The organism is Lactonifactor longoviformis, assembly GCF_042848515.1.
Taxonomy (GTDB): Bacteria; Bacillota; Clostridia; order Lachnospirales; family Lachnospiraceae; genus Lactonifactor; species Lactonifactor longoviformis.
This window is the reverse complement of record NZ_AP031453.1, coordinates 3,955,001-3,979,399: the sequence shown is the minus strand read 5'-3', so window position 1 is coordinate 3,979,399 and position 24,399 is coordinate 3,955,001. Positions and strand designations below refer to the sequence as shown.

Annotated in this window: 26 protein-coding genes, 2 tRNA genes, 1 rRNA gene and 1 riboswitch (1 of these 30 running past the window's edge); of the genes, 27 read left to right on the top strand and 2 right to left on the bottom strand. The window is 47.8% G+C overall.

Annotated features, from left to right (window positions below; translation table 11 throughout):
• Positions 1-20: 20 nt before the first annotated feature.
• Positions 21-2,669: a transglycosylase domain-containing protein gene (locus ACGHCT_RS18190; protein ID WP_390437151.1), complete on the bottom strand. Its 2,649-nt coding sequence runs from the start codon at positions 2,667-2,669 to the stop codon at positions 21-23.
• A gap of 151 nt (positions 2,670-2,820) precedes the next feature.
• Here ACGHCT_RS18190 and ACGHCT_RS18185 point away from each other — a divergent pair, with 151 nt between their 5' ends.
• The 7 genes from ACGHCT_RS18185 to ACGHCT_RS18155 all read left to right on the top strand — a co-directional run bounded on the left by ACGHCT_RS18185 (position 2,821) and on the right by ACGHCT_RS18155 (position 8,600).
• Positions 2,821-3,441: a YigZ family protein gene (locus ACGHCT_RS18185; RefSeq protein WP_390437150.1), complete on the top strand. Its 621-nt coding sequence runs from the start codon at positions 2,821-2,823 to the stop codon at positions 3,439-3,441.
• 83 nt (positions 3,442-3,524) lie between these two features.
• Positions 3,525-3,630, top strand: a riboswitch (TPP riboswitch).
• A 155-nt stretch (positions 3,631-3,785) separates the two neighbouring features.
• The gene (gene thiC, locus ACGHCT_RS18180; protein ID WP_390437149.1) at positions 3,786-5,099 is read left to right on the top strand and encodes a phosphomethylpyrimidine synthase ThiC; all 1,314 of its coding nucleotides are present in this window, start codon (positions 3,786-3,788) and stop codon (positions 5,097-5,099) included.
• Positions 5,100-5,111: 12 nt separating this feature from the next.
• Positions 5,112-5,306: a sulfur carrier protein ThiS gene (gene thiS / locus ACGHCT_RS18175; protein WP_390437148.1), complete on the top strand. Its 195-nt coding sequence runs from the start codon at positions 5,112-5,114 to the stop codon at positions 5,304-5,306.
• 3 nt (positions 5,307-5,309) lie between these two features.
• Positions 5,310-6,113, top strand: coding sequence for a sulfur carrier protein ThiS adenylyltransferase ThiF (thiF, locus tag ACGHCT_RS18170; protein ID WP_390437147.1), 804 nt, complete (start codon positions 5,310-5,312; stop codon positions 6,111-6,113).
• A gap of 12 nt (positions 6,114-6,125) precedes the next feature.
• Positions 6,126-6,893 carry a thiazole synthase gene (locus ACGHCT_RS18165; protein ID WP_390437146.1) on the top strand — a complete coding sequence of 256 codons (768 nt, stop codon included), beginning with the start codon at positions 6,126-6,128 and terminating at the stop codon, positions 6,891-6,893.
• A gap of 2 nt (positions 6,894-6,895) precedes the next feature.
• A complete protein-coding gene (gene thiH, locus ACGHCT_RS18160; RefSeq protein ID WP_390437145.1) occupies positions 6,896-8,050 on the top strand; it encodes a 2-iminoacetate synthase ThiH in 1,155 nt (384 codons plus the stop codon).
• Positions 8,037-8,600, top strand: coding sequence for a thiamine phosphate synthase (locus ACGHCT_RS18155; protein ID WP_390437144.1), 564 nt, complete (start codon positions 8,037-8,039; stop codon positions 8,598-8,600). The genes thiH and ACGHCT_RS18155 overlap by 14 nt, the downstream gene beginning before the upstream one ends.
• A 70-nt stretch (positions 8,601-8,670) precedes the next feature.
• Here the strand turns inward: ACGHCT_RS18155 and ACGHCT_RS18150 are convergent, their stop codons facing one another.
• Positions 8,671-9,189 carry a peptidylprolyl isomerase gene (locus ACGHCT_RS18150; RefSeq protein WP_390437143.1) on the bottom strand — a complete coding sequence of 173 codons (519 nt, stop codon included), beginning with the start codon at positions 9,187-9,189 and terminating at the stop codon, positions 8,671-8,673.
• Positions 9,190-9,406: 217 nt separating this feature from the next.
• On the opposite strand from ACGHCT_RS18150, the gene tsaE reads away from it, so the two are divergent.
• The 20 genes from tsaE to ACGHCT_RS18050 all read left to right on the top strand — a co-directional run.
• A complete protein-coding gene (gene tsaE / locus ACGHCT_RS18145; RefSeq protein WP_390437142.1) occupies positions 9,407-9,841 on the top strand; it encodes a tRNA (adenosine(37)-N6)-threonylcarbamoyltransferase complex ATPase subunit type 1 TsaE in 435 nt (144 codons plus the stop codon).
• On the top strand, positions 9,838-10,554 hold the full coding sequence (gene tsaB, locus ACGHCT_RS18140) for a tRNA (adenosine(37)-N6)-threonylcarbamoyltransferase complex dimerization subunit type 1 TsaB (protein WP_390437141.1): 717 nt from the start codon (positions 9,838-9,840) through the stop codon (positions 10,552-10,554). The genes tsaE and tsaB overlap by 4 nt, the downstream gene beginning before the upstream one ends.
• A complete protein-coding gene (rimI, locus tag ACGHCT_RS18135; RefSeq protein WP_390437140.1) occupies positions 10,551-10,985 on the top strand; it encodes a ribosomal protein S18-alanine N-acetyltransferase in 435 nt (144 codons plus the stop codon). Before tsaB ends, rimI begins: the two co-directional genes overlap by 4 nt.
• A gap of 112 nt (positions 10,986-11,097) precedes the next feature.
• Positions 11,098-11,346 carry a hypothetical protein gene (locus tag ACGHCT_RS18130; protein ID WP_390437139.1) on the top strand — a complete coding sequence of 83 codons (249 nt, stop codon included), beginning with the start codon at positions 11,098-11,100 and terminating at the stop codon, positions 11,344-11,346.
• A gap of 393 nt (positions 11,347-11,739) precedes the next feature.
• Positions 11,740-12,198: a Na+/H+ antiporter subunit E gene (locus tag ACGHCT_RS18125; RefSeq protein WP_390437138.1), complete on the top strand. Its 459-nt coding sequence runs from the start codon at positions 11,740-11,742 to the stop codon at positions 12,196-12,198.
• A 2-nt stretch (positions 12,199-12,200) separates the two neighbouring features.
• Entirely contained in the window at positions 12,201-12,518 is a 318-nt protein-coding gene (locus ACGHCT_RS18120; RefSeq protein ID WP_072854087.1) for a monovalent cation/H+ antiporter complex subunit F, read from the top strand.
• Positions 12,499-12,837, top strand: a complete 339-nt coding sequence (locus tag ACGHCT_RS18115) for a cation:proton antiporter (protein WP_390437137.1) — start codon at positions 12,499-12,501, stop codon at positions 12,835-12,837. Before ACGHCT_RS18120 ends, ACGHCT_RS18115 begins: the two co-directional genes overlap by 20 nt.
• Entirely contained in the window at positions 12,821-13,078 is a 258-nt protein-coding gene (locus ACGHCT_RS18110) for a hydrogenase subunit MbhD domain-containing protein (RefSeq protein WP_072854089.1), read from the top strand. The genes ACGHCT_RS18115 and ACGHCT_RS18110 overlap by 17 nt, the downstream gene beginning before the upstream one ends.
• Complete coding sequence (mbhE, locus tag ACGHCT_RS18105) at positions 13,071-14,003, top strand: hydrogen gas-evolving membrane-bound hydrogenase subunit E (protein WP_072854090.1); 933 nt, start codon at positions 13,071-13,073, stop codon at positions 14,001-14,003. Before ACGHCT_RS18110 ends, mbhE begins: the two co-directional genes overlap by 8 nt.
• A 1-nt stretch (position 14,004) precedes the next feature.
• Positions 14,005-14,379, top strand: coding sequence for a sodium:proton antiporter (locus ACGHCT_RS18100; protein WP_072854091.1), 375 nt, complete (start codon positions 14,005-14,007; stop codon positions 14,377-14,379).
• Between the two features lie 9 nt (positions 14,380-14,388).
• The gene (locus ACGHCT_RS18095; protein ID WP_341443516.1) at positions 14,389-15,870 is read left to right on the top strand and encodes a proton-conducting transporter membrane subunit; all 1,482 of its coding nucleotides are present in this window, start codon (positions 14,389-14,391) and stop codon (positions 15,868-15,870) included.
• Positions 15,871-15,885: 15 nt separating this feature from the next.
• A complete protein-coding gene (locus tag ACGHCT_RS18090; protein WP_390437136.1) occupies positions 15,886-17,382 on the top strand; it encodes a complex I subunit 5 family protein in 1,497 nt (498 codons plus the stop codon).
• A gap of 10 nt (positions 17,383-17,392) precedes the next feature.
• Positions 17,393-18,862 (top strand): complex I subunit 5 family protein, encoded by a 1,470-nt coding sequence (locus ACGHCT_RS18085; RefSeq protein ID WP_390437135.1) that lies wholly within the window; start codon positions 17,393-17,395, stop codon positions 18,860-18,862.
• Positions 18,863-18,873: 11 nt separating this feature from the next.
• The gene (locus ACGHCT_RS18080) at positions 18,874-20,859 is read left to right on the top strand and encodes a complex I subunit 5 family protein (RefSeq protein WP_390437134.1); all 1,986 of its coding nucleotides are present in this window, start codon (positions 18,874-18,876) and stop codon (positions 20,857-20,859) included.
• A gap of 95 nt (positions 20,860-20,954) precedes the next feature.
• Positions 20,955-21,863, top strand: a complete 909-nt coding sequence (locus ACGHCT_RS18075; protein ID WP_072854096.1) for a ribonuclease Z — start codon at positions 20,955-20,957, stop codon at positions 21,861-21,863.
• Positions 21,864-21,865: 2 nt separating this feature from the next.
• Positions 21,866-22,906, top strand: coding sequence for a tRNA (adenosine(37)-N6)-threonylcarbamoyltransferase complex transferase subunit TsaD (gene tsaD / locus ACGHCT_RS18070; protein WP_390437133.1), 1,041 nt, complete (start codon positions 21,866-21,868; stop codon positions 22,904-22,906).
• Positions 22,906-23,604: a 2-C-methyl-D-erythritol 4-phosphate cytidylyltransferase gene (gene ispD, locus ACGHCT_RS18065; RefSeq protein ID WP_072854097.1), complete on the top strand. Its 699-nt coding sequence runs from the start codon at positions 22,906-22,908 to the stop codon at positions 23,602-23,604. Before tsaD ends, ispD begins: the two co-directional genes overlap by 1 nt.
• Before the next feature lie 70 nt (positions 23,605-23,674).
• A tRNA-Ser gene (locus ACGHCT_RS18060) sits at positions 23,675-23,760 on the top strand.
• A 63-nt stretch (positions 23,761-23,823) separates the two neighbouring features.
• Positions 23,824-23,913: transfer RNA gene (locus ACGHCT_RS18055), tRNA-Ser, on the top strand.
• A gap of 310 nt (positions 23,914-24,223) precedes the next feature.
• Positions 24,224-24,399 (top strand): 16S ribosomal RNA (locus ACGHCT_RS18050); it runs 1,360 nt beyond the window's last position.

Below are 24,399 nucleotides of genomic sequence, written 5' to 3'. Positions count from 1 at the left end.
TTATCTGATCCTATATTCTGTCAGGTGCCGGTCTGAGGGGTATCCCCGCCGGGCTGATCCCCGGTATTGCCTCCTGGCTGGTCCCCGCCTCCTGTGGGAGGAGTGGGAGTTGTCGGCTCATCCGGGGTATCCGGCTGTCCGGAGTTGCCTCCGGGCTGCTCGCCGGTATTGCCGTTAGGATTCTCCGGCTGGTTGTTGTTCGTAGTATTGCCGTTAGGATTCTCTCCGGTGGCGGGAGGAGTGGTGTTGTTCGTGTTCTCCTCTCTCTGATTATTGCCGGAAGATTCATTATTAGATTCTGAGTCATCGCTTCTCCGGTAATTGCTGTGCTTGTTGCACCGCTTAGTGGGAAGTGTGGTCTTGTCAAAATATTCTGTGATAGTCGGGCATCCGGCATTTGGACGAAGTCCGGTAGTAGCACATACGGTTTCTTTCTCGACCGTGGACGGCATCTCAAAATCTTTTTCTTTCAGATCTTCGTGGATTCTTCCCATAATTTTTTTCCATAAAGTCTGATGATAGGACCTATAGATTCCGGATTTCGGAAGCTTCTCATTATCGTCATAGCCTGCCCATACCGCGCAGGTATAGTAAGGCGTATAGCCTGCAAACCAAACATCATTATAACCGGAGGTTGTACCGGTTTTACCTGCAACGGGCATACCGGATAATTTTAAACGTGTACCTGTACCCTCTTTGACCACGTCTTCCATCGCACTCGTGAGAAGATAGGCAGTGCTTGGCTTGATCACAGAAGTGGTTTCCGGTGTATTGTCTATGACAGTATTTCCGTCGCTGTCCAGAATCTTAGTGTAGAAAATAGGCTTGGTATAGGTACCCTCATTGGCAATGGCGGCGTAGGCAGCGGTCAGCTCCAGATTGCTCACACCGAGGGTAATACCTCCAAGTGCCAGCGGCTGCCGGACATCGCTGTATATCTTGCCGTTAATTTCCTTGTAGTCATAAATAGTAGTAAATCCGAATTTCTTCAGATACTCATAACCCAGTTCCGGAGTAATTTCTGTAAGACATTTGACAGCCACTACGTTGACAGAATTAATAATAGCATCCCGTATGGTAGTGGTTCCCCCGTAAGAATTGGTCAGCCAGTTCTTGACCGGACGCCCTCCCTCATACTCAAACGGCTCATCCTCATAAGTGCTCGCCAGTGTCTTTTCACAGGCGTCCAGAGCAGGCGCATAGGTGGATACTATTTTGAAGGTAGAACCTGGCTGTCTCAGGGTGTTTGTTGCCCGGTTCAGAGTCAGGCTGGCTGTTTTTTCTCCTCTGCCTCCCACCAGTGCTTTTACATATCCCGTATGCTGATCCATAACTACCAGTGAAGACTGGGGCTGGGGCGTGTAGATTGCCTTTTCAGCTACCACTGTACTGCCGTCAGCCATCAGGTGCTCTTTGTAAGAGTCAATATACGGCTGTGCATCTTCTTCGCTGTCAAAGAGGAGTGTAAAGTCAGAGTCCGATTCCTGGAAATAGGCTTTCATCATTTCTTTGCTGTAATTCTCCTCTTCCCCGTTGGGATGCTTGAGCGTCAGCGCATAGTCCAGACTTACCTGTGATCCGGACGGGAAATTATCAGGGTCCTGATACTCCTCATCGCAGATCTGCTGGATGTTCTTATCCTGTGTACAGTAGATCTGTAGGCCTCCGCTGTACAGTGCATTGTATGCCTGCTGAGAGGTATAGCCCTTCTGATCCTGCAGATCCTGTATCACCTGTTTGGTCAATTCGTCGATGTAATAGCTGTATACAGAGTTATCATCGGCCGTCTCTGCCTCTGTCTGCTGAATTCTCTCATAAACATTGTCAGCCAGTACCTCATCGTGCTGCTCCTGGGTGATGTAACCCTGTTCCAGCATATTTTTCAGTACTTTTTGACGGCGCTCCGCATTGTCATCGGGGTGTGTGATTGGATTGTACTTAGTTGGGTTCTGTGTAATACCTGCCAGAACCGTGCATTCTGACAAGGTCAGATCTTGTACATCTTTGTCAAAATATCGGTGAGATGCCGCCTGCACCCCGTAGGTGCCAGCGCCCAGGTTAATTGTGTTTAAATAGTTTTCCAGTATTACATTTTTATCCTTCAGCTGTTTTTCAAGCTGGATGGCCAGGTACTGTTCCTGGAATTTTCTTTTGAATCTTTCTACCGTTGACTCGTGTGTCCAGCCGGTGAATACATTATTCTTTAATAACTGCTGGGTAATTGTACTGGCGCCCTCAGAAAAGTGGCCTGTAGTGATACCCTTAACACCTGCACGGATAATACCGCGGATATCGATTCCGTTATGCTCATAAAACCGTTCATCCTCGATAGCAACGACAGCGTGCTGCAGATCCAGAGGAATCTGGTCAATGGTTACAGGCATACGATTTGAATTGGGTGCAGTTAATTTCTGAATCTGATTGCCCTCTGTATCATACACGAAGGTAGCAGCACCAATAGGCATAATATTTACATCAGAAATCTCAGGGGCATTGTCAATCAGACCCCGCACAGCACCGAAGCCTGTACAGGCGCAAAGGACAAAAACTGCAATCAGGGATGCAAATATAACCCGAAGGAAAGAAACGTGTGCTTTGTTACCTACCATAGTGGAACGGGAGGTTAGGGCATTGCGTTTCTTGGAAGTCGCTCTTTTTCCAAAGTTCATGAATGTTGCCTCCTTTTCCCATCCATTATAACAAAAGAGAATTGTGAAATAAAGCCCCAATTAAAAACTTCACAATTGCTTCCCAAATCCTTAAGAAACATGTTAAAATAAAGGCGAAAATAATACAAAACTATAAAGAGGATACCAAAATATGCTGAGCGAATATAAAATTGTGGAAATTGGGGGAGAGGGAGAGATTGTAGAAAAAAAATCTAGATTTATAGCTACAGTCCGACCGGTGAAATCAGAAGAAGAAGCGCTGTCTTTTATTGAGGAGATGAGAAAAAAATACTGGAATGCCTCTCACAACTGTTTTGCCTATGTTATCGGAGAGCACAGGGAAACCATGCGCTGCAGCGATGACGGGGAGCCCAGCCAGACAGCCGGGAAGCCTATGCTGGATGTACTGCTCGGGGAGGAACTTCACGATACGGCAGTTGTGGTCACCAGATACTTTGGGGGAACACTGCTGGGTACCGGCGGCCTGGTAAGGGCGTATTCCAAAGCAGTGCAGGAGGGGCTGAAAAACTGCAGTGTGGTGATAAAGCGTCATGTTATTCTTCTGGAGATTGCGACGGATTATAATGGGATCGGCAAAATCCAATACCTGCTGGGCCAGAGAGGACTGCCTGTGAAAGATGCTGAATATACAGAACGGGTGCGGCTTCAGGTACAGGTCCCGTTTGAAAATGCTGAGGAACTGAAGCATGAGATTACAGAGGCCACCAGCGGACAGGCCAGAATGAAAAAGATCTGGGAGGGGATGGCGTAACCCGCCTTCTTCCAGAATATGACAAACTTTTTTGAGAAATGATTGACAACAGACGAACACATGCTTATAATAAAACCAATTGAATAGCGATGCAGGGGAACTAAGTTTAGTTGAGAATGACAGAAGCGGCTGTCTAACCCTTTGAACCTGACAGTTAACACTGTGGTAGGGAGCATTCGGAATTTAGAAAAAGGCAGAATGTTCACAGTTATAAGTGAACTTTTTTTATTTTATAAAGACCCAATGGACTGGCAGGTAGTAATTTACCTGCCTTTTTTATGTCTGTTTGGAAACGTGTTCTGGCGCATTTGCTATTCAAGAAATACATAAAGGAGGATAGAATAATGCGCGAATATTACACGCAGATGGAAGCGGCGAAAAAAGGAATTGTAACACCGCAGATGAAAGCAGTGGCTGAAAAAGAACAAATGGATCTGGGCGAACTTATGGCAAAAATGGCGGCAGGTGAGGTGGCGGTGCCTTCCAATATCCACCATACCTCTCTGTCCCCGGAAGGGGTTGGCAGTGGTCTTCGGACAAAGATCAATGTGAATCTGGGAATCTCGGGGGACAGCAAGGATTATGAGCGGGAGATGAGGAAGGTGGATATGGCGCTGGAATTTGGCGTGGAATCTATTATGGACCTGAGCAATTACGGAAAAACCCATGACTTTCGAGAAAAACTTATCGAGAAATCTACTGCCATGATAGGAACTGTTCCCATGTACGATGCCATTGGGTATCTGGACAAAGATCTGCTGGAGATCTCGGCACAGGATTTTCTGAGCGTGGTGGAGGCGCATGCCAGAGAGGGCGTCGACTTTGTCACCATTCATGCGGGCCTGAACCGCAGGGCAGTGGAGAGCTTCCGCAGGGAGGGCAGAAAAATGAATATTGTTTCCAGAGGAGGTTCACTTCTCTTTGCATGGATGGAGATGACAGGCAATGAGAATCCTTTCTTTGAGTATTATGACCAGGTGCTGGAGATTTTAAGAGAACATGATGTCACCATCAGCCTTGGGGATGCCCTCCGTCCGGGGTGTCTGAAGGACGGATCGGATGCGGGACAGATTGCAGAGCTGATTGAGATCGGGGATCTCACCAGAAGGGCCTGGGAAAAGGATGTACAGGTACTGGTAGAGGGGCCGGGGCATATGGCCATGGATGAGATTGCAGCGAATATGAAGATACAAAAACGCCTGTGCCACAACGCTCCTTTCTATGTACTAGGTCCTCTGGTGACGGATATCGCACCGGGGTATGATCACATTACTTCCGCCATCGGCGGAGCCATAGCGGCAGCCAGCGGGGCGGATTTCCTCTGCTATGTAACTCCTGCAGAGCACCTGCGCCTGCCGGACGTAAACGATGTGAGAGAAGGAATCGTGGCGAGCAGGATAGCAGCTCATGCGGCAGATATTGCAAAAGGAATAAAAGGGGCCAGGTCAGCGGATGACAAGATGGCGGCGGCAAGACACAAGATGGATTGGGAAGAGATGTTTGGGCTGGCAATCGACGGAGAGAAGGCCAGAGAGTACTTTGAGAGCACGCCCCCTGCGGACAGACATACCTGTTCCATGTGTGGGAAGATGTGTGCTGTGCGCACCACTAACATGATACTGGAAGGTAAAAAAGTGGAATTCTGTTCTGAGAGATAGGAGAGTGGCCGGATGAGAGTGAATGGAAAAGACGTAGTCCTGGGAGAGAGGAGAACGCTGGAAGTTTTCTTACGGGAACACAGGTATCCATTGGAGAGAATTGCGGTGGAGAAAAACCATGAAATTGTACCTAAGAGCAGATACGGGGAGGTAGTGCTCACGGAAGCCGACACCCTCGAGATCGTAAGCTTTGTGGGCGGGGGGTGATCCATGAGGGCGGTTCTGAATGGAGAAGAGACAGAGCTTTCCGCCTGTACGCTGGAACAGCTTCAAAGGGCTCTGGGCAAGGCAGATGACATAACCATTGTAAATGGATACTGCACATCGGGGGCGTACGCTATTCAGCCCGGGGATGAGATTTTTATTATTCCCAGGGGCAGTATGCCAAAGCCCGGGGAGCTTGAGGCCATGATGGCGGCCCGGCATACCCCGGGAGTTCACCGTAAGGTGAAAAAAGGAAGAGTTGGAATCGCAGGCCTTGGAGGGCTGGGCTCTCATATTGCTGTCATGCTGGCCCGCACCGGGGTGGGACATCTTCTGCTGGTGGATTATGATGTGGTGGAACCCAGCAATCTGAATAGGCAGAATTATAGGGTATCCCATCTGGGAATGAAGAAGACAGAGGCTTTGAAAATGCAGATTGGAGAGATAAATCCATATATAGAGGTGGAGACGATAGACGTGAAAGTCGATGCAGAAAATGCAGAAGGCATATTCCGAGGATGTCAGGTTGTCTGTGAGGCCTTTGATGCGCCGGAGACGAAAGCGGAGTTTACCGCAGCCATCTTAGAAAAGCTTCCAGGAACCTATCTGGTTGGGGCTTCCGGTATGGCTGGGTACTTAAGCGCCAACACCATACATACAGAAAAAAGGATGGAGCGGTATTTTATCTGCGGGGATCAGACAAGCGGGGCAGCCCCTGGCCAGGGACTTATGGCCCCAAGAGTACAGGTATGTGCGGGGCATCAGGCAAATATGGCTCTTCGGCTGCTGCTGGAATTATATGAGGAATAGGAGAAAAGTAAGATGAATGACACATTAGTAATCGGAGGACATGAATTTCATTCCAGATTTATACTGGGATCCGGAAAGTTCTCCCTGGAGATGACAGACGCAGTAATAAAAAACGGAGGTGTGGAAATGGCGACTTTGGCCATCCGCAGAGCCAATGTGGGGGGAGAAGAAAATATACTGGACTATATGCCTCAGGGAATTACCCTCCTTCCCAACACCTCCGGCGCGCGGACTGCGCAGGAGGCTGTCCGGATTGCCAGACTGGCCAGAGAACTGGGGTGCGGGGATTTTGTAAAGATTGAAGTTGTGCATGACAGCAAATACCTTTTGCCGGACAATTACGAAACGATAAAGGCAACGGAAATCCTGGCGAAGGAAGGGTTTGTGGTTATGCCTTATATGTATCCGGATCTGAACGCGGCCAGAGATATGGTAAACGCCGGGGCAGCGGCTATTATGCCTCTGGGCGCACCCATTGGAAGCAATAAGGGGCTCTGCACCAGGGATTTTATCAAGATTCTGGTAGAGGAAATCCAACTTCCCATTATTGTGGACGCCGGTATCGGGCGCCCTTCCCAGGCATGTGAGGCCATGGAGCTGGGGGTTGATGCAATTATGGCTAATACGGCTATCGCCACTGCCAGCGATGCTGCGCTGATGGCGTCGGCATTTAAGCTGGCTATAGATTCCGGCCGTATGGCCTATCTGGCAGGACTGGGAAGGGTTGTTGAACACAAAGGCGTAGCATCCAGCCCTCTGACCGGTTTTTTGGAGGATTAGATATGATAACTGAACAGACCTGTCATATGGAATATCAGGAGGGAATGGAAGCAACAGACCATCAGCTTATGGAAAGCGTTTTGAAAAAGACGGCAGCATATGATTACAACAGTTATACATCTGCCCAGGTGGAGGCCGCGCTGAGAAAGGAGTCTCTGAATACAGAGGATTTTGCAGCCCTGCTTTCTCCGGCGGCAGCTCCATATCTGGAAGAGATGGCGCACAGGGGCAAAGAAGAAACGGCAAAGCATTTTGGGAATTCGGTTTCCCTGTTCACTCCTCTGTACATAGCCAATTACTGTGAAAATAACTGCGTTTACTGCGGGTTTAACTGCAAAAACAGAATTCACAGAGGGAAACTTACCATGGAGGAGATAGAACTGGAACTGAAGAACATTGCAGCCACTGGTCTGCAGGACATTTTGATTCTCACAGGGGAGTCAAGACATGCCTCCGGTGTAGACTACATTGGGGAGGCAGTCAGACTGGCAGCCAAATATTTTGCACTGGTGGGAATCGAGATTTATCCCCTCAACAGTGACGAATATGCATATCTCCATGCATGCGGGGCCGACTATGTCTGCGTTTACCAGGAGACGTATCAGCCTGAAAAATACGAACGTCTCCATCTGAGCGGTCCCAAGCGGATCTTTCCCTATCGTTTCAATGCCCAGGAGAGAGCATTAAAAGGCGGGATGCGGGGAGTAGCCTTCGGTGCCCTCCTGGGACTGGATGACTTTAGAAAAGACGCCTTTGCCACCGGGCTGCACGCATATTATATCCAGCAGAAGTATCCTCACGGTGAGATTTCATTCTCTCCCCCCAGACTTCGCCCTATTATAAATAACGATAAGGTAAATCCCAGAGATGTTCACGAAACACAGCTTCTCCAGGTAATGCTGGCGTACCGGCTGTTCATGCCGTTTGCTGGAATCACCATATCCACCAGGGAACGGGCAGGCTTTCGGGACCATGTCATCGGCATGTGTGCCACAAAGATATCAGCCGGGGTTAAAGTCAGCGTGGGCGGACACGGGGAAGAGGCGAAGGGAGACGAACAATTCGAGATCTCAGACCCAAGAAATGTGGAGGAAGTGAACCAGGCCATCCTTGACCGGGGACTGCAGCCGGTTTATGTGGACTATGTCAGAGTATAAATCAATGATTTGCATTACCAACAGACATCTGTGCAGGGAGGATTTTCTTGAGAGGATCCGCAGCCTTGCAGGGATTCCGGAGATAGAAAAAATCATTCTCCGGGAAAAGGATATGGCTCAGGAGGAATATGAGAGTCTGGCGGAACAGTGCCGGGACATCTGCCGGCAGGCAGGAAAACCCTTTGCGGTGAACCAGTTTATCCGGTCAGCCCGAAAGCTTGAGATCCCGGAGGTTCAGATATCATTTGCCCAAATGGAGGAAAACAGGGAGTATCTGCGGGAGTTCTCCTCGGTGGGAGTATCTGTGCATTCTTCGGAGGAAGCCCGGCAGGCAGAAAAACTGGGCGCGTCTTATATCATTGCGGGACACATCTATGCAACGAACTGTAAAAAAGGCATTCCCCCCAGGGGGCTGTCCTATCTAAAGGAGGTATGTGCTTCCACGGGCCTTCCGGTTTATGCCATCGGGGGGATTACCCCGTGCAATATGACAGAGGTACTGGCAGCCGGTGCCGCCGGAGGATGTATGATGTCAGGGTTTATGAAATAATGAAAAACGCTTCCGGGAAACCATCATCAGTTGGTTTCCCGGGAGCGTTTTATTGTCTCTGTCTGAAGGATCAGCACTTTTCAGGTTCCGGATAGTCGACACCAAAGGTTTCCACTGTCATACTCTGAATGACCTGAGGTTCTCTCGGCTTATCGCTGTAATCGGTATCTACCTCTGCAATCTTATCTACAATAGCAAGACCTTCTGTCACCTTTCCAAATGCGGCGTATGACCCGTCCAGATGCGGGGAAGTCTTGTGCATCAGGAAAAACTGAGAACCGGCGGAGTCCGGATGCATGGCGCGGGCCATGGAGAGAACTCCGGGTGTATGCTTCAGATCATTGGAGAATCCGTTCTGAGCAAATTCTCCTTTAATGGTATAGCCGGGACCTCCCATGCCGTTACCGTCCGGGCACCCGCCCTGAATCATAAAGCCTTTGATAACCCGGTGAAAAATCAGACCGTCATAGAACCCTTTCTTTACAAGGCTGATAAAATTATTTACTGTATTGGGTGCGACTTCCGGGTATAGTTCAGCCTTCATCACATCCCCGTTTTCCATGGTAATAGTTACTACTGGATTTGCCATAAGATAGTACTCCTTTTCCTTTGCGTATTTGGCATACTGCCGTAAAACATATTATAATATGGGATGGGGAAAGGTGCAAGTGCTGATTCGCCGGGGGTACGGGGCCTCTCCGGTTGAAATGTGAGATTGCAGTGCGGTACAGCCTTGTGCTATAATTGTACAGAATCGCACGATTCGGACAAGATTCTAAGTGAAAGTGAATAGGAACAGGATAATTATGATATATGAAACAAACAGCCCAGAGGAAACCTTCCGGCTGGGGGAAACCATAGGACAGAAAGCCCGTCCGGGAGAAATTTATACATTGATGGGTGATCTTGGCGTGGGAAAAACAGTATTTACACAGGGAGTGGCAAAGGGCCTGGGAATTACAGAACCCATCAGCAGCCCTACTTTTACCATCATTCAGGAATATGAAGACGGAAGATTGCCCTTTTATCATTTCGACGTCTACCGCATCGGGGATGTGGAGGAGATGGAAGAGATTGGATATGATGACTACTTTTTTGGAAGCGGAATCTGTCTCATAGAATGGGCGAATCTGATTGAGGAGATTCTTCCGGAAAATATCATACAGATTACTATTGAGAAAGATCTGGAAAAAGGCTTTGACTACCGCCGTATTATAATAGAAGGGATGGATTCATTATGAAACTTTTAGCTCTCGACAGTTCCGGGCTGGTGGCCTCTGTGGCTGTACTGGAAGATGACAGACTGCTGGCAGAGTACACTATAAACTATAAGAAAACGCATTCTCAGACACTGCTTCCTATGTTGGATGAGATTGGCAGAATGATCGATTTGGATCTAAACACCCTGGATGCCATTGCCGTGGCTGCAGGGCCAGGGTCCTTTACAGGGCTGCGCATAGGTGCCGCCACTGCCAAAGGGCTTGGACTTGCTCTGGACAAACCGTTAATCGGGGTCCCTACAGTGGATGCGCTGGCTTATAATCTCTACGATGCCAGGCAGCTCATATGCCCTGTGATGGATGCCAGAAGAGGCCAGGTGTATACCGGCATCTACAGATTCGAGGATGGGAAAATGATCATTATCACAAAACAGAAGGCAGTAAAGGCGGAGGAGTTAATCGGAGATCTGAATGCACTGGGGCAGGAAGTAATCTTTTTAGGGGACGGTGTCCCTGTCTACGCGGACCTGATACGGGAAAAGATAAAGGTTCCCTATTCCTTTGCCCCGGCGCATGTGAATAAGCAGCGGGCCGGAACTGTGGGAGCACTGGGAATGGTACTGTATCAGAGAGGACAAGTACAGTCCGCCGCAGAGCACCAGCCGGAATACCTGCGGGTGTCTCAGGCGGAGAGAGAGCGGGCGGCAAGGTTAAAAGGACAGAAGCAGGTATGATACGGATTCGCAGAATGGAACCCAGAGATATTTGTGCGGCTGCAGACATAGAAAAGGAGAATTTTTCCCGTCCCTGGAGCAGAGAGAGCTTTGACTCCAGTGCTTTTCGAAAAGACACCGTGTATCTTGCCGCGGAAAAGGACGGATGCCTCGTAGGGTACGCGGGAATGTGGATCTCCCTGGACGAAGGCGAGATTACAAATGTGTCTGTGGCCCAGCAGGAGCAGGGACAAGGCATCGGACGAATGCTCATGGAGCAGCTGCTCACAGAGGCAGAGACTGCAGGGGTTGCCTCCTGCGTCCTGGAGGTCAGAAAAAGTAATGTGCGGGCGATTGCGCTCTATGAAAGTATGGGGTTCCAGAGGGCGGGAACCCGCAGGAATTTTTATGAAGCCCCTGTGGAGGATGGTATTGTAATGAGCAGGAAATGAGAAAAATGTAATCTTTTGCTAAATTTGAAAACCGTTCCCACTATATTTATGCATTTTTTTTCGATATAATACACTTGTAAACGAAGAAGGGGATTCTAAAGGGAGGATACAGATGAGGAAATACAAAAACCAACAGGCCAAACAACTGGAGCAGGTGTCCTGCAACATGTGCGGAAGAGAGCTGAAGGTGGAAAATGGAATTGTGATGGAAGGGGTTTTCCCTGTAGATATTGTATGGGGATATTTTTCCAGCCGTGACGGGGAGCGTCATTCCTTTGACTTATGTGAATCCTGCTATGAACGGTGGACCGCAGGTTTTAAGATTCCTGTGGCCAAAGGGCAGGAAAAGGAGTTGATTTAGTACCTCCCTGATAGATAGGTGCTGGTAAACCAGCCATGTGTTAAATAGGAGAGAGTGCCGCAGTGTGATTTTCCACACTGCGGCACTTTTTTTGCGATCATCAAATAAGGATAAGGCAATTCAAATATGGAATAGCCTTAAGAATAATTGGAATTGTGCACAAAAAAGTACAATGTTATAATAAATATAACGTGAAAATACATAAAGACTATGATAAAATATAGACAAAGTCTGGAAAATATGTAAATATTTTGCCTTGTTCTCTTGCTCCGCTCGGAGTGAAACTGAAAGAATCCCTAATTTATTTATGTACCGCATGTACTTTCTGGTAATGCAGTACAGCGCTGGTAATGAAACGAATTATAATTTCTCTAAAGTGAAGGAGGTGTATCATTGTTACTTATATTTATTTTATTCTGGATTGTGTTAAATGGAAAGATAACCGGAGAAATTATTGGGGCGGGAATCGTCATTTCTCTGCTGGTATTTCTTTTTGCCTGCAGGTATCTGGGGTACAGCTTAAAAAGGGATATCCGGTTTCTGAAAAAAATTCCGGTTGTATGCTGGTATCTGGGTAATCTTATCCTGGAAGTAATAAAGGCTACAGCCAGTGTTATGAGATTTATATTTTCATTTAAATATGAGGTGGAACCTGTGCTGGTGCATTTTACTGTGGACTTTAAGACCGATATAGGGCGGGTTATGATGGCTAATTATATCACGCTGACACCTGGGACCATTACAGTAGATGTGGACGGGAATGATTTTACTGTACATTGTCTGGACAAAGACTTTTCTCAGGGGATAGACGAATGCCTTATGGTCAGGATTATTAAAAAAGTGGAGGAATAAGTATGGAACAGTATTACAGAGGTCTTTTTATTCTGTGCCTGATTATCCTAGCAGTTATTATTCTGATTTATGTCATTCGTTCCATTATAGGGCCGAAGCTCACAGACCGGATTATTGCTGTCAATGCAATCGGCACTCTAACAATTGTGGCAATAGCCATTCTGGCGATGCTTCTGAAAGAGTCCTATCTGCTGGATGTCTGTCTCATCTACGCTATGCTGAGCTTTTTAGCCGTGGTGGTCCTGGTACAGTTATATTTGAAGGTGTATGCAGAAAAACAGAAGGAGGACGAGGAAGAACATGATTGGGGAGAAAATTAGATTTGTACTGTGCGCTGCTTTTATGCTGAGCGGCCTGTTGATAATGCTTGGGGCAGCCATCGGCAATTTTCGTTTCCGAACGGCTCTTAACCGGATGCATGCGGCAGCCATGGGGGACTCGCTGGGGAAGCTCTGCCTTCTGATAGGCCTTATGCTGTATCAGTGGGGCGGCACAGTTGAAGCAAAACTTCTGTTCATCCTGGCTTTTTTCTGGATGGCAGGTCCCGTGTGCAGCCATATGCTCTGCGAATTCGAAGTGACAACCAATGAGCTGATGAAAAAAGAGAAAGAGGTGAAGAAGGATGCTGACAGCGTTTAAATTTGTAATGTTTTTCGGATTAATTGTATGCGCTCTTTCCGCCTGCCTGGCCAGGCGTCTTCTGATATCTGTAGCTATATTTATGTCGTACAGTGTCATTATGTCTATTTTGTGGGTGGTGCTTAAGTCCCCGGATCTTGCTATCACGGAGGCTGCGGTTGGCGCCGGGGTAACCAGCGTCTTATTTTTTGTAACCCTCAAACGTATCCGGGCAATTGGAGAGGACGAAAAGCATGAGTAAGATTAAGAAAGACTACGAGCATACCTTTTTTGGCAAACTAGAGCGTTGGATTGCCGGGGAAAATGATGTTTTTTACGAAGATCCTGAACCCATGGCCCTGGAAGAACGGGAAAAGAAAGCAGGGCATAACTATCTCGCATATCTGGAACAGATCCCGGATGTTGGATATTCCTATGAAAAAGCGAAGGCCTACCATTATATATACCGGATTCTGACGGTGCTTATGGGTGTATTTATTGTAGGAACTTTGCTTTATGTGGTGTATTTTCTCCCTCCCTTTGGGGATGCAGACAATCCGGTAAACAATGAAGTGTCCCGGCGTTACATAGAAAAAGGGATGGAAGAGACAGGCGCTGTGAACATTGTTGCAGGAATGATCCTGGACTACAGGGCATTCGATACCTTCGGAGAATCCAATGTTTTATTTATCGCTGCTTCTGCGGTGCTTCTCCTTCTGAAGGCCGGCGACGGCGCGAAGACAGCGAAATCCCAGAAGGAGATTGGAATGAAGGAAGATGTAATCCTGCAGAGAGTAACTTTTATTCTGTCTCCTATGCTGTTCCTATTTGGAATTTATGTGATTCTCAACGGTCATCTGTCGCCGGGAGGGGGATTTTCCGGAGGCGCAATTATAGGAGGGAGTCTGATCCTTTTCAGGAATTCCTATGGATATGAGGCCATTGAACAGTTTTTTACAGAAAAGACGTTTCAGAACTGTACTCTGATTGCCCTTGGGTTTTACTGCCTTGCCAAAAGCTACTCTTTTTTTACAGGTGCGAATCACCTGAACAGCCATATTCCGCTGGGAACGCCTGGTGATATCTTCAGTGCAGGGTTAATCCTGCCTCTGAACATTGCAGTTGGCATTGTTGTGGCCTGTACCATGTATTCGTTCTATGCACTTTTCAGCAAAGGGGGGATTTGAGATGCTGGAGCACTTTCTGGAAAATGGAGAGGTTGTTACCTCTGTGATTCTCTTCGGTATCGGACTGGCGGCTCTCCTTCTGCACAAAAATCTGATAAAAAAGATAATTGGTCTTAATATTATGGACACCGCTGCTTATTTGTTTCTGGCGGCGCAGGGATACATAGAAGGCAGGGGGGCGCCTATCGTTACAGACGGGGTCACCAGAATGGACGCGTACATTAATCCCATCCCCAGCGGCCTGGTCCTCACGGGAATTGTAGTGTCCGTGAGTGTGACAGCGCTGATGCTTGCCCTTACGGTCTGCCTGTATCAGAAATATCATTCCCTTAATATGGACTATATCATTATGAAGATGAGGAAGGAGGAGGAGTAATTGGAATTTGTGTGCAACTTTCCGTTTTTTTCCATCATGGTTTCCATGTTCTCCGGTGTCATTTCCTCTGTCTTAAAGGGGAAGAAGGCCAGGAATCTGGGAGTTGCGGTAAATGGGATTGTGATTGTGCTCTCTGCCGCAACTCTTGCTTATGTGATGTCTACAGGGGAAAGCTTTGTCTATACTATGGGGCATTATACCGCACCCTGGGGAAATGAGATACGCGTAGGCGTTCTGGAAGCTTTAACAGCTACTTTTTTCAGCTTTGTGATGCTGCTGTCCGTTCTGGGAGGGATGAAGCATCTTAGCCGGGAACTGGAGGACAGGAGCCTTGGCATGTATTTTCTGTTTCTGAATCTGATGCTTGGGGCGATTCTGGCATTGATCTATACAAATGATATTTTTACCGCCTATGTGTTTATAGAAATTAATACAATAGCTGCCTGCGGCCTGATTATGGTGAGGAAAACAGGTCCTGTGTATGTGGCGGCAACCAGATATATGATTATGAGTCTCATGGGGTCAGGCCTTTTTCTCATCGGTGTATGTATCCTGTATACAGTTACCGGACATCTGCTGATGCCAAATATTCAGGAAAGCGTAAAGATGCTGATGCTAAGAGGGGAGTATCATATCCCTCTGCTAATGGTAATTATTCTAATCACGGCTGGTCTGGCTATTAAGAGCGGTCTGTATCCTTTTCATTCATGGATGCCCGCTGCTTACGGCTTTTCCCTGCCTTCCTCCAGTGCCATTCTGTCCGGGCTGGTGTCAAAGAGCTATATTTTTCTGCTGATAAAGATTATCTACCGGGTAGTGGGCAAGGATACAATTCTGGGAAGCGATATTATAAAAGTACTCTTTGCATTCAGCGTGTTTGCTATAATCCTGGGTTCTGTGGGAGCCATTCGGGAAAAAGACATCCGATATATGAACGCATACTCTTCAGTAGCTCAGATTGGTTATGTGTATATGGGGATTGGGCTGGGAAGCCGTGCGGGAATGGTAGCGGCAATGTTTCATATCCTGGTGCACGCGGCTACGAAATCTCTCCTCTTTATCAGTGCAGAGGGGCTGAGTCAGGCCTCTGGCCATACCTATCGTATACAGGAATTAAAGGGTGCGGGATACAGGAGCCGGCTGGCCGGAATCGGTTTCACCGTAGGCGCGTTTTCCCTGGTGGGGATTCCCCTGTTTGGCGGATTTATATCTAAAATTTCTTTTGCTGTGGCAGCTACAGAGGATCCCAGAAAGGTCGTCCTTGTATTTATCGTGATTGCAATCAGTACATTGCTGAACGCTATTTACTTTGTCCGTACGGTAATAATTATCTATACCCCGGCGGCTGCATCTGAGAAGTCGAGAAGAGTAAAACTGGGAGCAGCCGGTTGTACAGCCATTACAGTATTTGCAGCCGTCAATTTTATCCTGGGCCTGTTTTCAGGGCCCTTTATAGGGGCCATCAAACAGGGGATTGCCATGTTCCAGTAGAAAAGGAGGAGACTTATGGGTGAAAATACTTTCTTAGTACTGCCTGTTTTGATGCCCGTACTTGCAGGGGGGCTTCTTTTGGCGGTACAAAAGCATCTGAGAAGCAGAAGAGCTCTACTGGGATACTTTTTGACGTTTTTAATCCTCCACGGAGGGCTTACGATACTACTGGGAATCTGGTGTCTGACGGAGGGGGAATATAGATATCTGCAGCTGTGGCAGCTGATGGACGGCGTATCCATTGCCCTACATACGGATCGCCTTTCCCTGCTGTTTGCTTTATTCATGGCCGCGGTATGGACTCTGGCAGGAATATTTGCAGTGGGCTATATGAGAAAGGAAGAGAGGGAAGGAACCTTTTATGCCTGGTATCTCATGGCCGGAGGAGTGCTTACCGGACTGGATCTCTCCGCCAATATGGTTACTCTCTACCTATTTTATGAAATGATGTCGCTGTCCACCCTGCCCTTAGTCCTTCATACCCTCAAGAAAGAGGCCATAATGGCGGGGCTAAAATACTTATTTTATTCTGCGGGTGGAGCTTTCGCCGGCCTGTTCGGAATTATCTACTTGTTTGGAAAGGGGATACTCTGTGACTTTTCCCCTGACAGGACGCAGAATATTCAGGCGGCGGCCCAGTCAGACCCTGTGTTTTATGTGGTGATCTTTCTTATGATTCTGGGCTTCGGTGTAAAGGCTGGCATGTTTCCGTTTCACGGATGGCTGCCGACTGCCCACCCGGTGGCACCGGCGCCTGCCAGTGCTGTGTTGTCCGGTGTGATTACAAAGGCGGGAGTGCTGGCCATCGTCCGGCTGATCTATTTTGTAGTGGGAGCTGAGGTGATCAAGGGGACCTGGGTGCAGTACGCCTGGCTGATCTTGGCACTCATCACTGTGTTTATGGGATCTATGATGGCTTACCGGGAACCGTTGATGAAGAAGCGGTTCGCCTATTCAACGGTTAGCCAGCTTTCGTATATTATGGCAGGGCTTTCTCTGCTTAATTTTTACGGGCTGGCAGGTGCCCTTTCCCATGTGGTTTTCCATTCTCTGATTAAAAATGCTCTTTTTGCCGTTGCCGGAGCGATTATCTGTCAGACCGGGAAGACGAAGGTTTCCGAGCTTAGAGGGATTGGAAAAGAGATGCCTGTTACCATATGGTGCTTTACACTGGCTGCTTTAGGTCTCATAGGAATTCCTCCGTTTGCAGGCTTTATCAGCAAATGGTATCTGGCGGCGGGGGCTTTGCAGGCAGAAATAGGTGTTCTGCGCTGGATAGTACCGGTCATTCTGCTGCTCAGTGCCCTGCTGACTGCAGGGTATCTGCTTCCCATTACCATTCACGGGTTCCTGCCGGGCAAAGCGTATGACTACGGAAATCTGAAGAAACGGGAGCCATCTCTGTGGATGGTACTCCCCATTGTAATCCTGACTGCCGGAATTGCATATTTCGGCATATGGCCGGGAGGACTCATGGAACTGCTCACTGCCATCGGCAAGAGCGTATTATAGGAGGTGCGGCATGGAAAATATCTATATCATTCTACCTATTCTGCTTCCTATCCTCGCCGGGGCGCTGTTATTTTTCTTCCCTATAAAGGATAGAATGAAAAGGAATATTGCAGTGGAATGCCTTGTAATTATAAATTCTGCAATTTCACTGGGAATTTTGTGGGCGGGCAGTAAAGAGAGTCTGATCCTGTTCGAACTATATAAAAATGTAAGCCTGCTTTTCCGCATCGACGGTCTGGGAATGCTGTTCGGGACCATCGTATCCACACTCTGGCCATTGGCTACACTGTATGCCTTTGAGTATATGACTCATGAGACCAGAGAAAATACATTTTTCGCCTTTTATACCATGACCTATGGGGTGAGCCTTGGAATTGCCTATGCGGGAAATATGATGACTATGTATCTTTTCTATGAGCTGCTTACCCTGGTAACCATACCACTTGTGATGCATACCATGATTCCCCGGGCCAGGCGGGCCGGCAGGCAGTATGCCTATTATTCCATCGGAGGAGCAGCCTTTGCCTTTACCAGCCTGATTTTTATCACTGTGTACGGGGAAGGGGCTTCCTTTGCCATCGGAGGCGTGATGGATCACACGTTGGTGGACGATAACATTCTCCGCCTTATCTATGTGATGGCTTTTCTGGGGTTTGGGGTAAAGGCAGCCGTATTCCCCCTTCACGGATGGCTGATCTCTGCGTCTGTGGCTCCCACCCCGGTTACCGCCCTGCTCCATGCGGTTGCGGTGGTGAAGGCAGGAGTCTTTGCGGTCCTTCGTCTTACGTACTACTGCTACGGGACAGAGATACTCAAAGGAAGCTGGGCCCAGGATATTGTGATGGGAATTGCTATGTTTACCGTGGTATACGGCAGTACCATGGCTGTAAAAGAGGTACATTTTAAACGGCGGCTGGCCTATTCTACCATCAGCAATCTGTCCTACATTCTGATGGCAGCAACACTTATGAGCCCTCTGGGAATGATTGCAGCTATGTGTCATATGGTAGCTCATGCCATCGGCAAGATTTGTGCATTCTTTGTATCAGGATCGGTTATGTTCAAAACAGGATATCATTTTATACCGGCCCTGGACGGTGTGGGCCATCAGATGAAAAAAACATTTCTGACTTTTACGGTATCAGCTATGTCGCTCACGGGAATCCCTCTCACTATTGGATTTATCAGTAAATGGCGGATTGCAAAGGCAGCCTTTGCGGGGGAAACTCTTCTAAGCTACGGAGTGGTTATTGTTCTGTTCTATGCCGCGCTGATGGCCGCCATTTACATGTTTACTGTGGTTATACGTGCGTTTTGCCCGGAAAAAGGGAAGGAAAGGCTGATCGGCGGAGACACAACGGATCCCACCTGGCGAATGCTGATTCCCCTGGGGGTGTTTGCTGCTGCAATGATCGTACTGGGAGTTCACAGCGGGCCGCTTCTGGATTTTCTGGAACAGGTAGCAGCCGGTTCTATATAGGAGGTGAAAAGATGCAGGGAAATATATTACTTGGACTTACGGTGGGCTGGCCTTTTGCAGCTGCACTGCTGTGCTATCTGACCGGACGGTTCAGCAAAAGAATGCGGAATTATGCGGCAGATTTTTCGATCCTTCTTGAGCTCCTTCTTTTCGCGTCTCTTGCTGTGCAGGTGTGGCAGGGAGAGACAGTGACATTTGAGGCAGCAGGAATCTGCAGTCTGGGGATCTGCTTCGTACTGGACGGGTTTCGGGCTCTGTTCGGACTCCTGTCTGCGTTCTTGTGGCTGATGTCTGCGCTGATGTCAAATGAATACATGAAACATGAGAGAAACAGAAACCGATATTATATGTTCCTTTTGTTTACCCTTGGGGCCACCATGGGGGTATTCCTCTCCGCGGATCTCTATACCACCTTTATCTTTTTTGAGATTATGTCTTTTACCTCCTATGTGTGGGTGGCTCAGAACGAAACGCCCCAGGCGCTGGACGCGGCGTCTACCTATCTGGGCATCGCCGTGGTGGGAGGACTGATCCTTCTCATGGGACTCTTTATGCTGCATCATCTGCTGGGAACGCTGCGGATAGATGAACTGTATGAAGCAGGCAAAAAAGCATGGACAGAAGACTCCGGGCAGATCTACACAGCAGGGGCGCTGATCCTTTTAGGATTCGGGGCAAAGGCCGGAATGTTTCCTCTTCATGTGTGGATGCCAAAAGCACATACGGTATCTCCTGCGCCGGCCAGTGTGCTCCTGTCGGGAATACTTACAAAGGCGGGTCTGTTTGGCATTCTGTCAGTTTCCTGCAATATCTTCCGATATGATCCCTGGTGGGGTACCGCCGTCCTTCTGCTGGGGATGGTAACTATGACCCTGGGGGCAGTTCTGGCTGTATTTGCAGTGAATCTAAAGCGGACCCTTGCCTGTTCCTCTATGTCCCAGATTGGGTTTGTACTAATCGGACTGGGAATGGCAGGGCTTCTGGGGGAAGAGAACCAGCTGGCAGTGCGCGGCATTGTGCTTCACATGATGAATCATTCCCTGTTTAAGCTGGTACTGTTTCTGGCTGCCGGAGTGGTGTTTATGAATCTTGAGGAATTGGAATTAAACCAGATAAGAGGCTTCGGGCGCAGAAAACCCTTTCTGCAGCTGGCATTTTTATCCGGGGCACTGGGAATCGGAGGAATTCCTTTGTTCAGCGGTTATGTAAGTAAGACGCTTCTCCATGAAAGTATCGTAGAATATATCCACGAAGGCGGTACTGTGTTGGGAAGCACAGGTTTTACTTCCTTTGTGGAACTTTTGTTTCTGTTCTGCGGGGGACTGACAGTTGCCTATATGATAAAACTCTACCATGCACTGTTTAGAAACCGCCACCCGGTGAGACAGAAGGAATTCGAGGAGCAGTATCGAAACTATGCAAATCCTATGACAAAATTAACGCTTCTTCTGTCCGGCGCTGTAATTCCTGTTTTGGGAATACTGCCGGGGGTAACCATGGAGCGGATTGCTGACAGCACAGGAACATTTTTTGCTATACATCCCCTGGAACATGAGATCGCCTATTTTTCCTTTGTGAATCTGAAGGGTGCGGTAATATCTGTTGCTGTAGGATGCTTAGTTTATTTCCTTTTTATCAAAAAGACTGTTATGGTCAGGGAAGCGCCGGGCTGTTATGGATATAAGAATTTATGGCCGGTCTGGCTGGATTTGGAAAAGAAGGTTTATGTCCCGGCACTTACAAAGTGGCTGCCCTCTGTATGCGCCGGAATCTTTCGTATACCTGACCGTTTGGTTGACTTCATCATCCTTACGCTGAAGGAAACACTTTACCGGCCGCTGCGTCTCCAGACAGAATCAGAGGAGGCAGCCAGGATTTCCAGGGCAGAGAGGATCAGAGGAAGGATGGAATCTCACAAATGGATGACCATAAGCTTATCCTTTGGATTCCTCATGTGCTGCATCGGGATTGTGATTATGGTATTATGTGTACTTTAGAGCTTCCTGCCAAACATACTTAAAATGGCCCCTCATTGCCAACCGCTGGGAGTTGTGATAGAATAAGAGCACTGAAAATGAAATGAGGAAATAACATGTTAGATATATGTTTGCTGGGAACCGGTGGAATGATGCCTCTTCCCAGGAGGTGGCTGACATCTTTGATGACCCGTTATAATGGAAGCAATTTGATGATAGACTGTGGAGAAGGCACCCAAGTGGCGGTAAAAGAAAAGGGATGGAGTTTTAAGCCTATCGATACCATTTGCTTTACGCATTACCATGCAGATCATATCAGCGGTCTGCCGGGGATGCTTCTGACAATGGGAAACGCAGAGCGCACGGAGCCGCTGACACTCATAGGTCCGAAGGGGCTGAACCGCGTGGTTTCTGCGCTGAGAGTGATCGCCCCTGAGTTGCCGTTTGAGATACAGTGTGTAGAACTTACAGAGTCTGTGGAGCATCTGAAAAGCCATGGCTATGAGATTACAGCTTTTCGCGTAAACCACAATGTGGTTTGCTATGGATATACTTTGGAGATAAAAAGAGGCGGTAAATTTCTTCCAGAGAGGGCCAGAGAGCTGGGGATTCCCCTGAAGTGCTGGAATCCTCTCCAAAAGGGAGAGACAGTGACCTGGGAGGGGAACACTTATACTCCAGACATGGTTCTTGGGGCTCCCAGAAAAGGGATAAAGCTTACGTATACGACCGATACACGTCCCACTGCTTCTATCAGAGAGAATGCCAGGGAGTCGGATCTTTTTATCTGCGAGGGAATGTACGGGGAAAAGGAGAAAGAGGCAAAAGCCCGTGAGTATAAGCATATGACCTTTAAAGAGGCTGCGTGTCTGGCAAAAGAGGCTGAGGTTAAGGAATTGTGGCTGACACACTACAGCCCCTCTCTGGTTCGCCCCGAGGAATTTATGGATGAGGTCAGAGCGATTTTTCCCCGTTCCTATCCCGGAAAAGACGGTCAATCAGCAGATTTGCAATTTGAAGAATAAGGATGAAGAAAATGGATAAAAATATAGATGATGTGGTGATACTGGCGATTGAGAGTTCCTGTGATGAAACGGCAGCAGCAGTTGTAAAAAATGGAAGGCAGATTCTCTCCAATGTTATTTCTTCCCAGATAGAACTCCATAAGCTGTACGGCGGAGTGGTGCCGGAGATAGCATCCAGAAAGCATATAGAGAAAATTAACCAGGTAATTGAAGAGGCTCTGGAACAGGCAGGGGCTGTTCTGGATGATATGGATGCCGTGGGGGTAACTTACGGACCGGGCCTGGTAGGGGCTTTGCTGGTTGGCGTGGCAGAGGCAAAGGCAATCAGTTATGCCAAAAAACTGCCGTTGGTAGGTGTACACCATATAGAGGGGCATATTTCAGCGAATTACATTGAACATCCCGAACTGGAGCCTCCGTTTTTATGTCTTGTGGTATCGGGCGGTCACACGCATCTCGTGATAGTGAAAGAATATGGGGAATTCCAAATTCTGGGGAGAACACGGGACGATGCGGCAGGGGAAGCATTTGACAAGGTGGCAAGGGCCATAGGGCTTGGTTATCCGGGAGGGCCGAAGATAGACAAGCTGTCGTTGGAGGGTAATTCTTATGCCATTGATTTCCCAAAGGGCAAAATCGAAGATGCCCCTTACGATTTTAGCTTCAGCGGTGTAAAATCAGCGGTGCTGAATCATCTCAACCGCTGCAGAATGCAGGGGGAGGAGATTGTGGCAGCTGATATAGCGGCATCTTTCCAGCGTTCTGTAGTGGAAGTCCTTGTGGAGCATGCTATTTCGGCTGCAAAGGATTACCATATGGACAAATTAGCCATCGCAGGGGGGGTGGCATCCAACGGGGCACTGCGCAGGGGGATGGAGAAAGCCTGCCAGGAGAATGGAATTCATTTTTACTACCCGTCTCCTATTCTCTGTACGGATAACGCAGCTATGATTGGTACGGCTGCTTACTATGAGTATAAAAAAGGAACCCGTCACGGATGGGATTTGAATGCGGTGCCGAACCTGAAGCTGGGGGAACGCTAATGAAGAGAGAGAAATGTACGGCAATTGTGCTGGCAGCCGGGCAGGGAAAACGTATGAGGAGTAAAATACAAAAGCAGTTCCTTCTAATTAAAGGGAAGCCTGTTTTGTATTATTCTCTGGCCTGCTTTCAGAAAACAGACTGGGTGGATGATATTATCCTGGTTTCCTCCGAGGATTCTATAGAATTTTGCAGGAGGGATATTGTCCTGAAATATGGGCTTACCAAGGTGTCCAAAATCATTGCCGGGGGAAAGGAAAGATATGATTCTGTCTATCAGGGACTGCTGGCATGTGAAAACTGTGACTATGTGTTTATCCACGATGGGGCCCGGCCTTTTATCACAGAAGAGATGCTGAACCGCGCTCTTGACGGAGCCATGCGCTATCAGGCATGTGTAGTAGGGATGCCCTCAAAAGATACCATTAAGATATCAGATAAAGAGGGAATGATCGCTGCCACCCCGGACAGAAGGTACGTGTGGACAATACAGACTCCGCAGGCGTTTCGTTATTCTCTGATTCGTGAGGCCCATGAGGAGCTGCGGAGAGGAGATATGCAGGGAATTACAGATGATGCTATGGTCGTTGAAAAGACAAAAGGATGCAGAATAAAACTGGTGGAAGGCTCTTATGAAAACATCAAAATTACAACACCGGAAGACCTGATGATTGCTGAAAATTTTGTTGAAAAAATATGAAAATAACATATTGACAACATTAAACATTAATGGTAAAATATCACTTGTCGCTGACGGAAAGCGACACCATGGAGAGGTATCGAAGTGGTCATAACGAGGCGGTCTTGAAAACCGTTTGTCCGCAAGGGCGCGTGGGTTCGAATCCCACCCTCTCCGTTGAACCGTTGGATTCACTGAGGAACGGTTTTTATATAGCAATAGTAAGATATCAGTGGTTTTGGAGAAGTACCCAAGCTGGCTGAAGGGGCTCCCCTGGAAAGGGAGTAGGTCGTTAATAGCGGCGCGAGGGTTCAAATCCCTCCTTCTCCGTTCTTAATTATCTGAAAAACACCGGGAAAAAGATGTAAAAGGTTGTTGACAAACGTTGAAAAACGTGATAAGATAATTGAGCTGACTGAGAAAAACAGTCAAAATTTAACAGTTTTTGATGAAGAATCATAGCATTCATTGTCAAACTGTACAAAGTACTTTGATAACTAAACAGTGAAACACATTAACCTGAAAATTCTAAAAAAGTAACATTTTTGGGATGAGTAAAAATCCTTAAAAACAGTAAAAGGGATAAATTAGCCAAAGTTAATTTTGAACTTGGACAACTCTTGAACGAAAGTTCAACACTTTATCAGAGAGTTTGATCCTGGCTCAGGATGAACGCTGGCGGCGTGCTTAACACATGCAAGTCGAACGAAGCATATAGAGACGAGTATTTCGGTATGAGTAACTATATGACTGAGTGGCGGACGGGTGAGTAACGCGTGGATAACCTGCCTCATACAGGGGGATAACAGTTAGAAA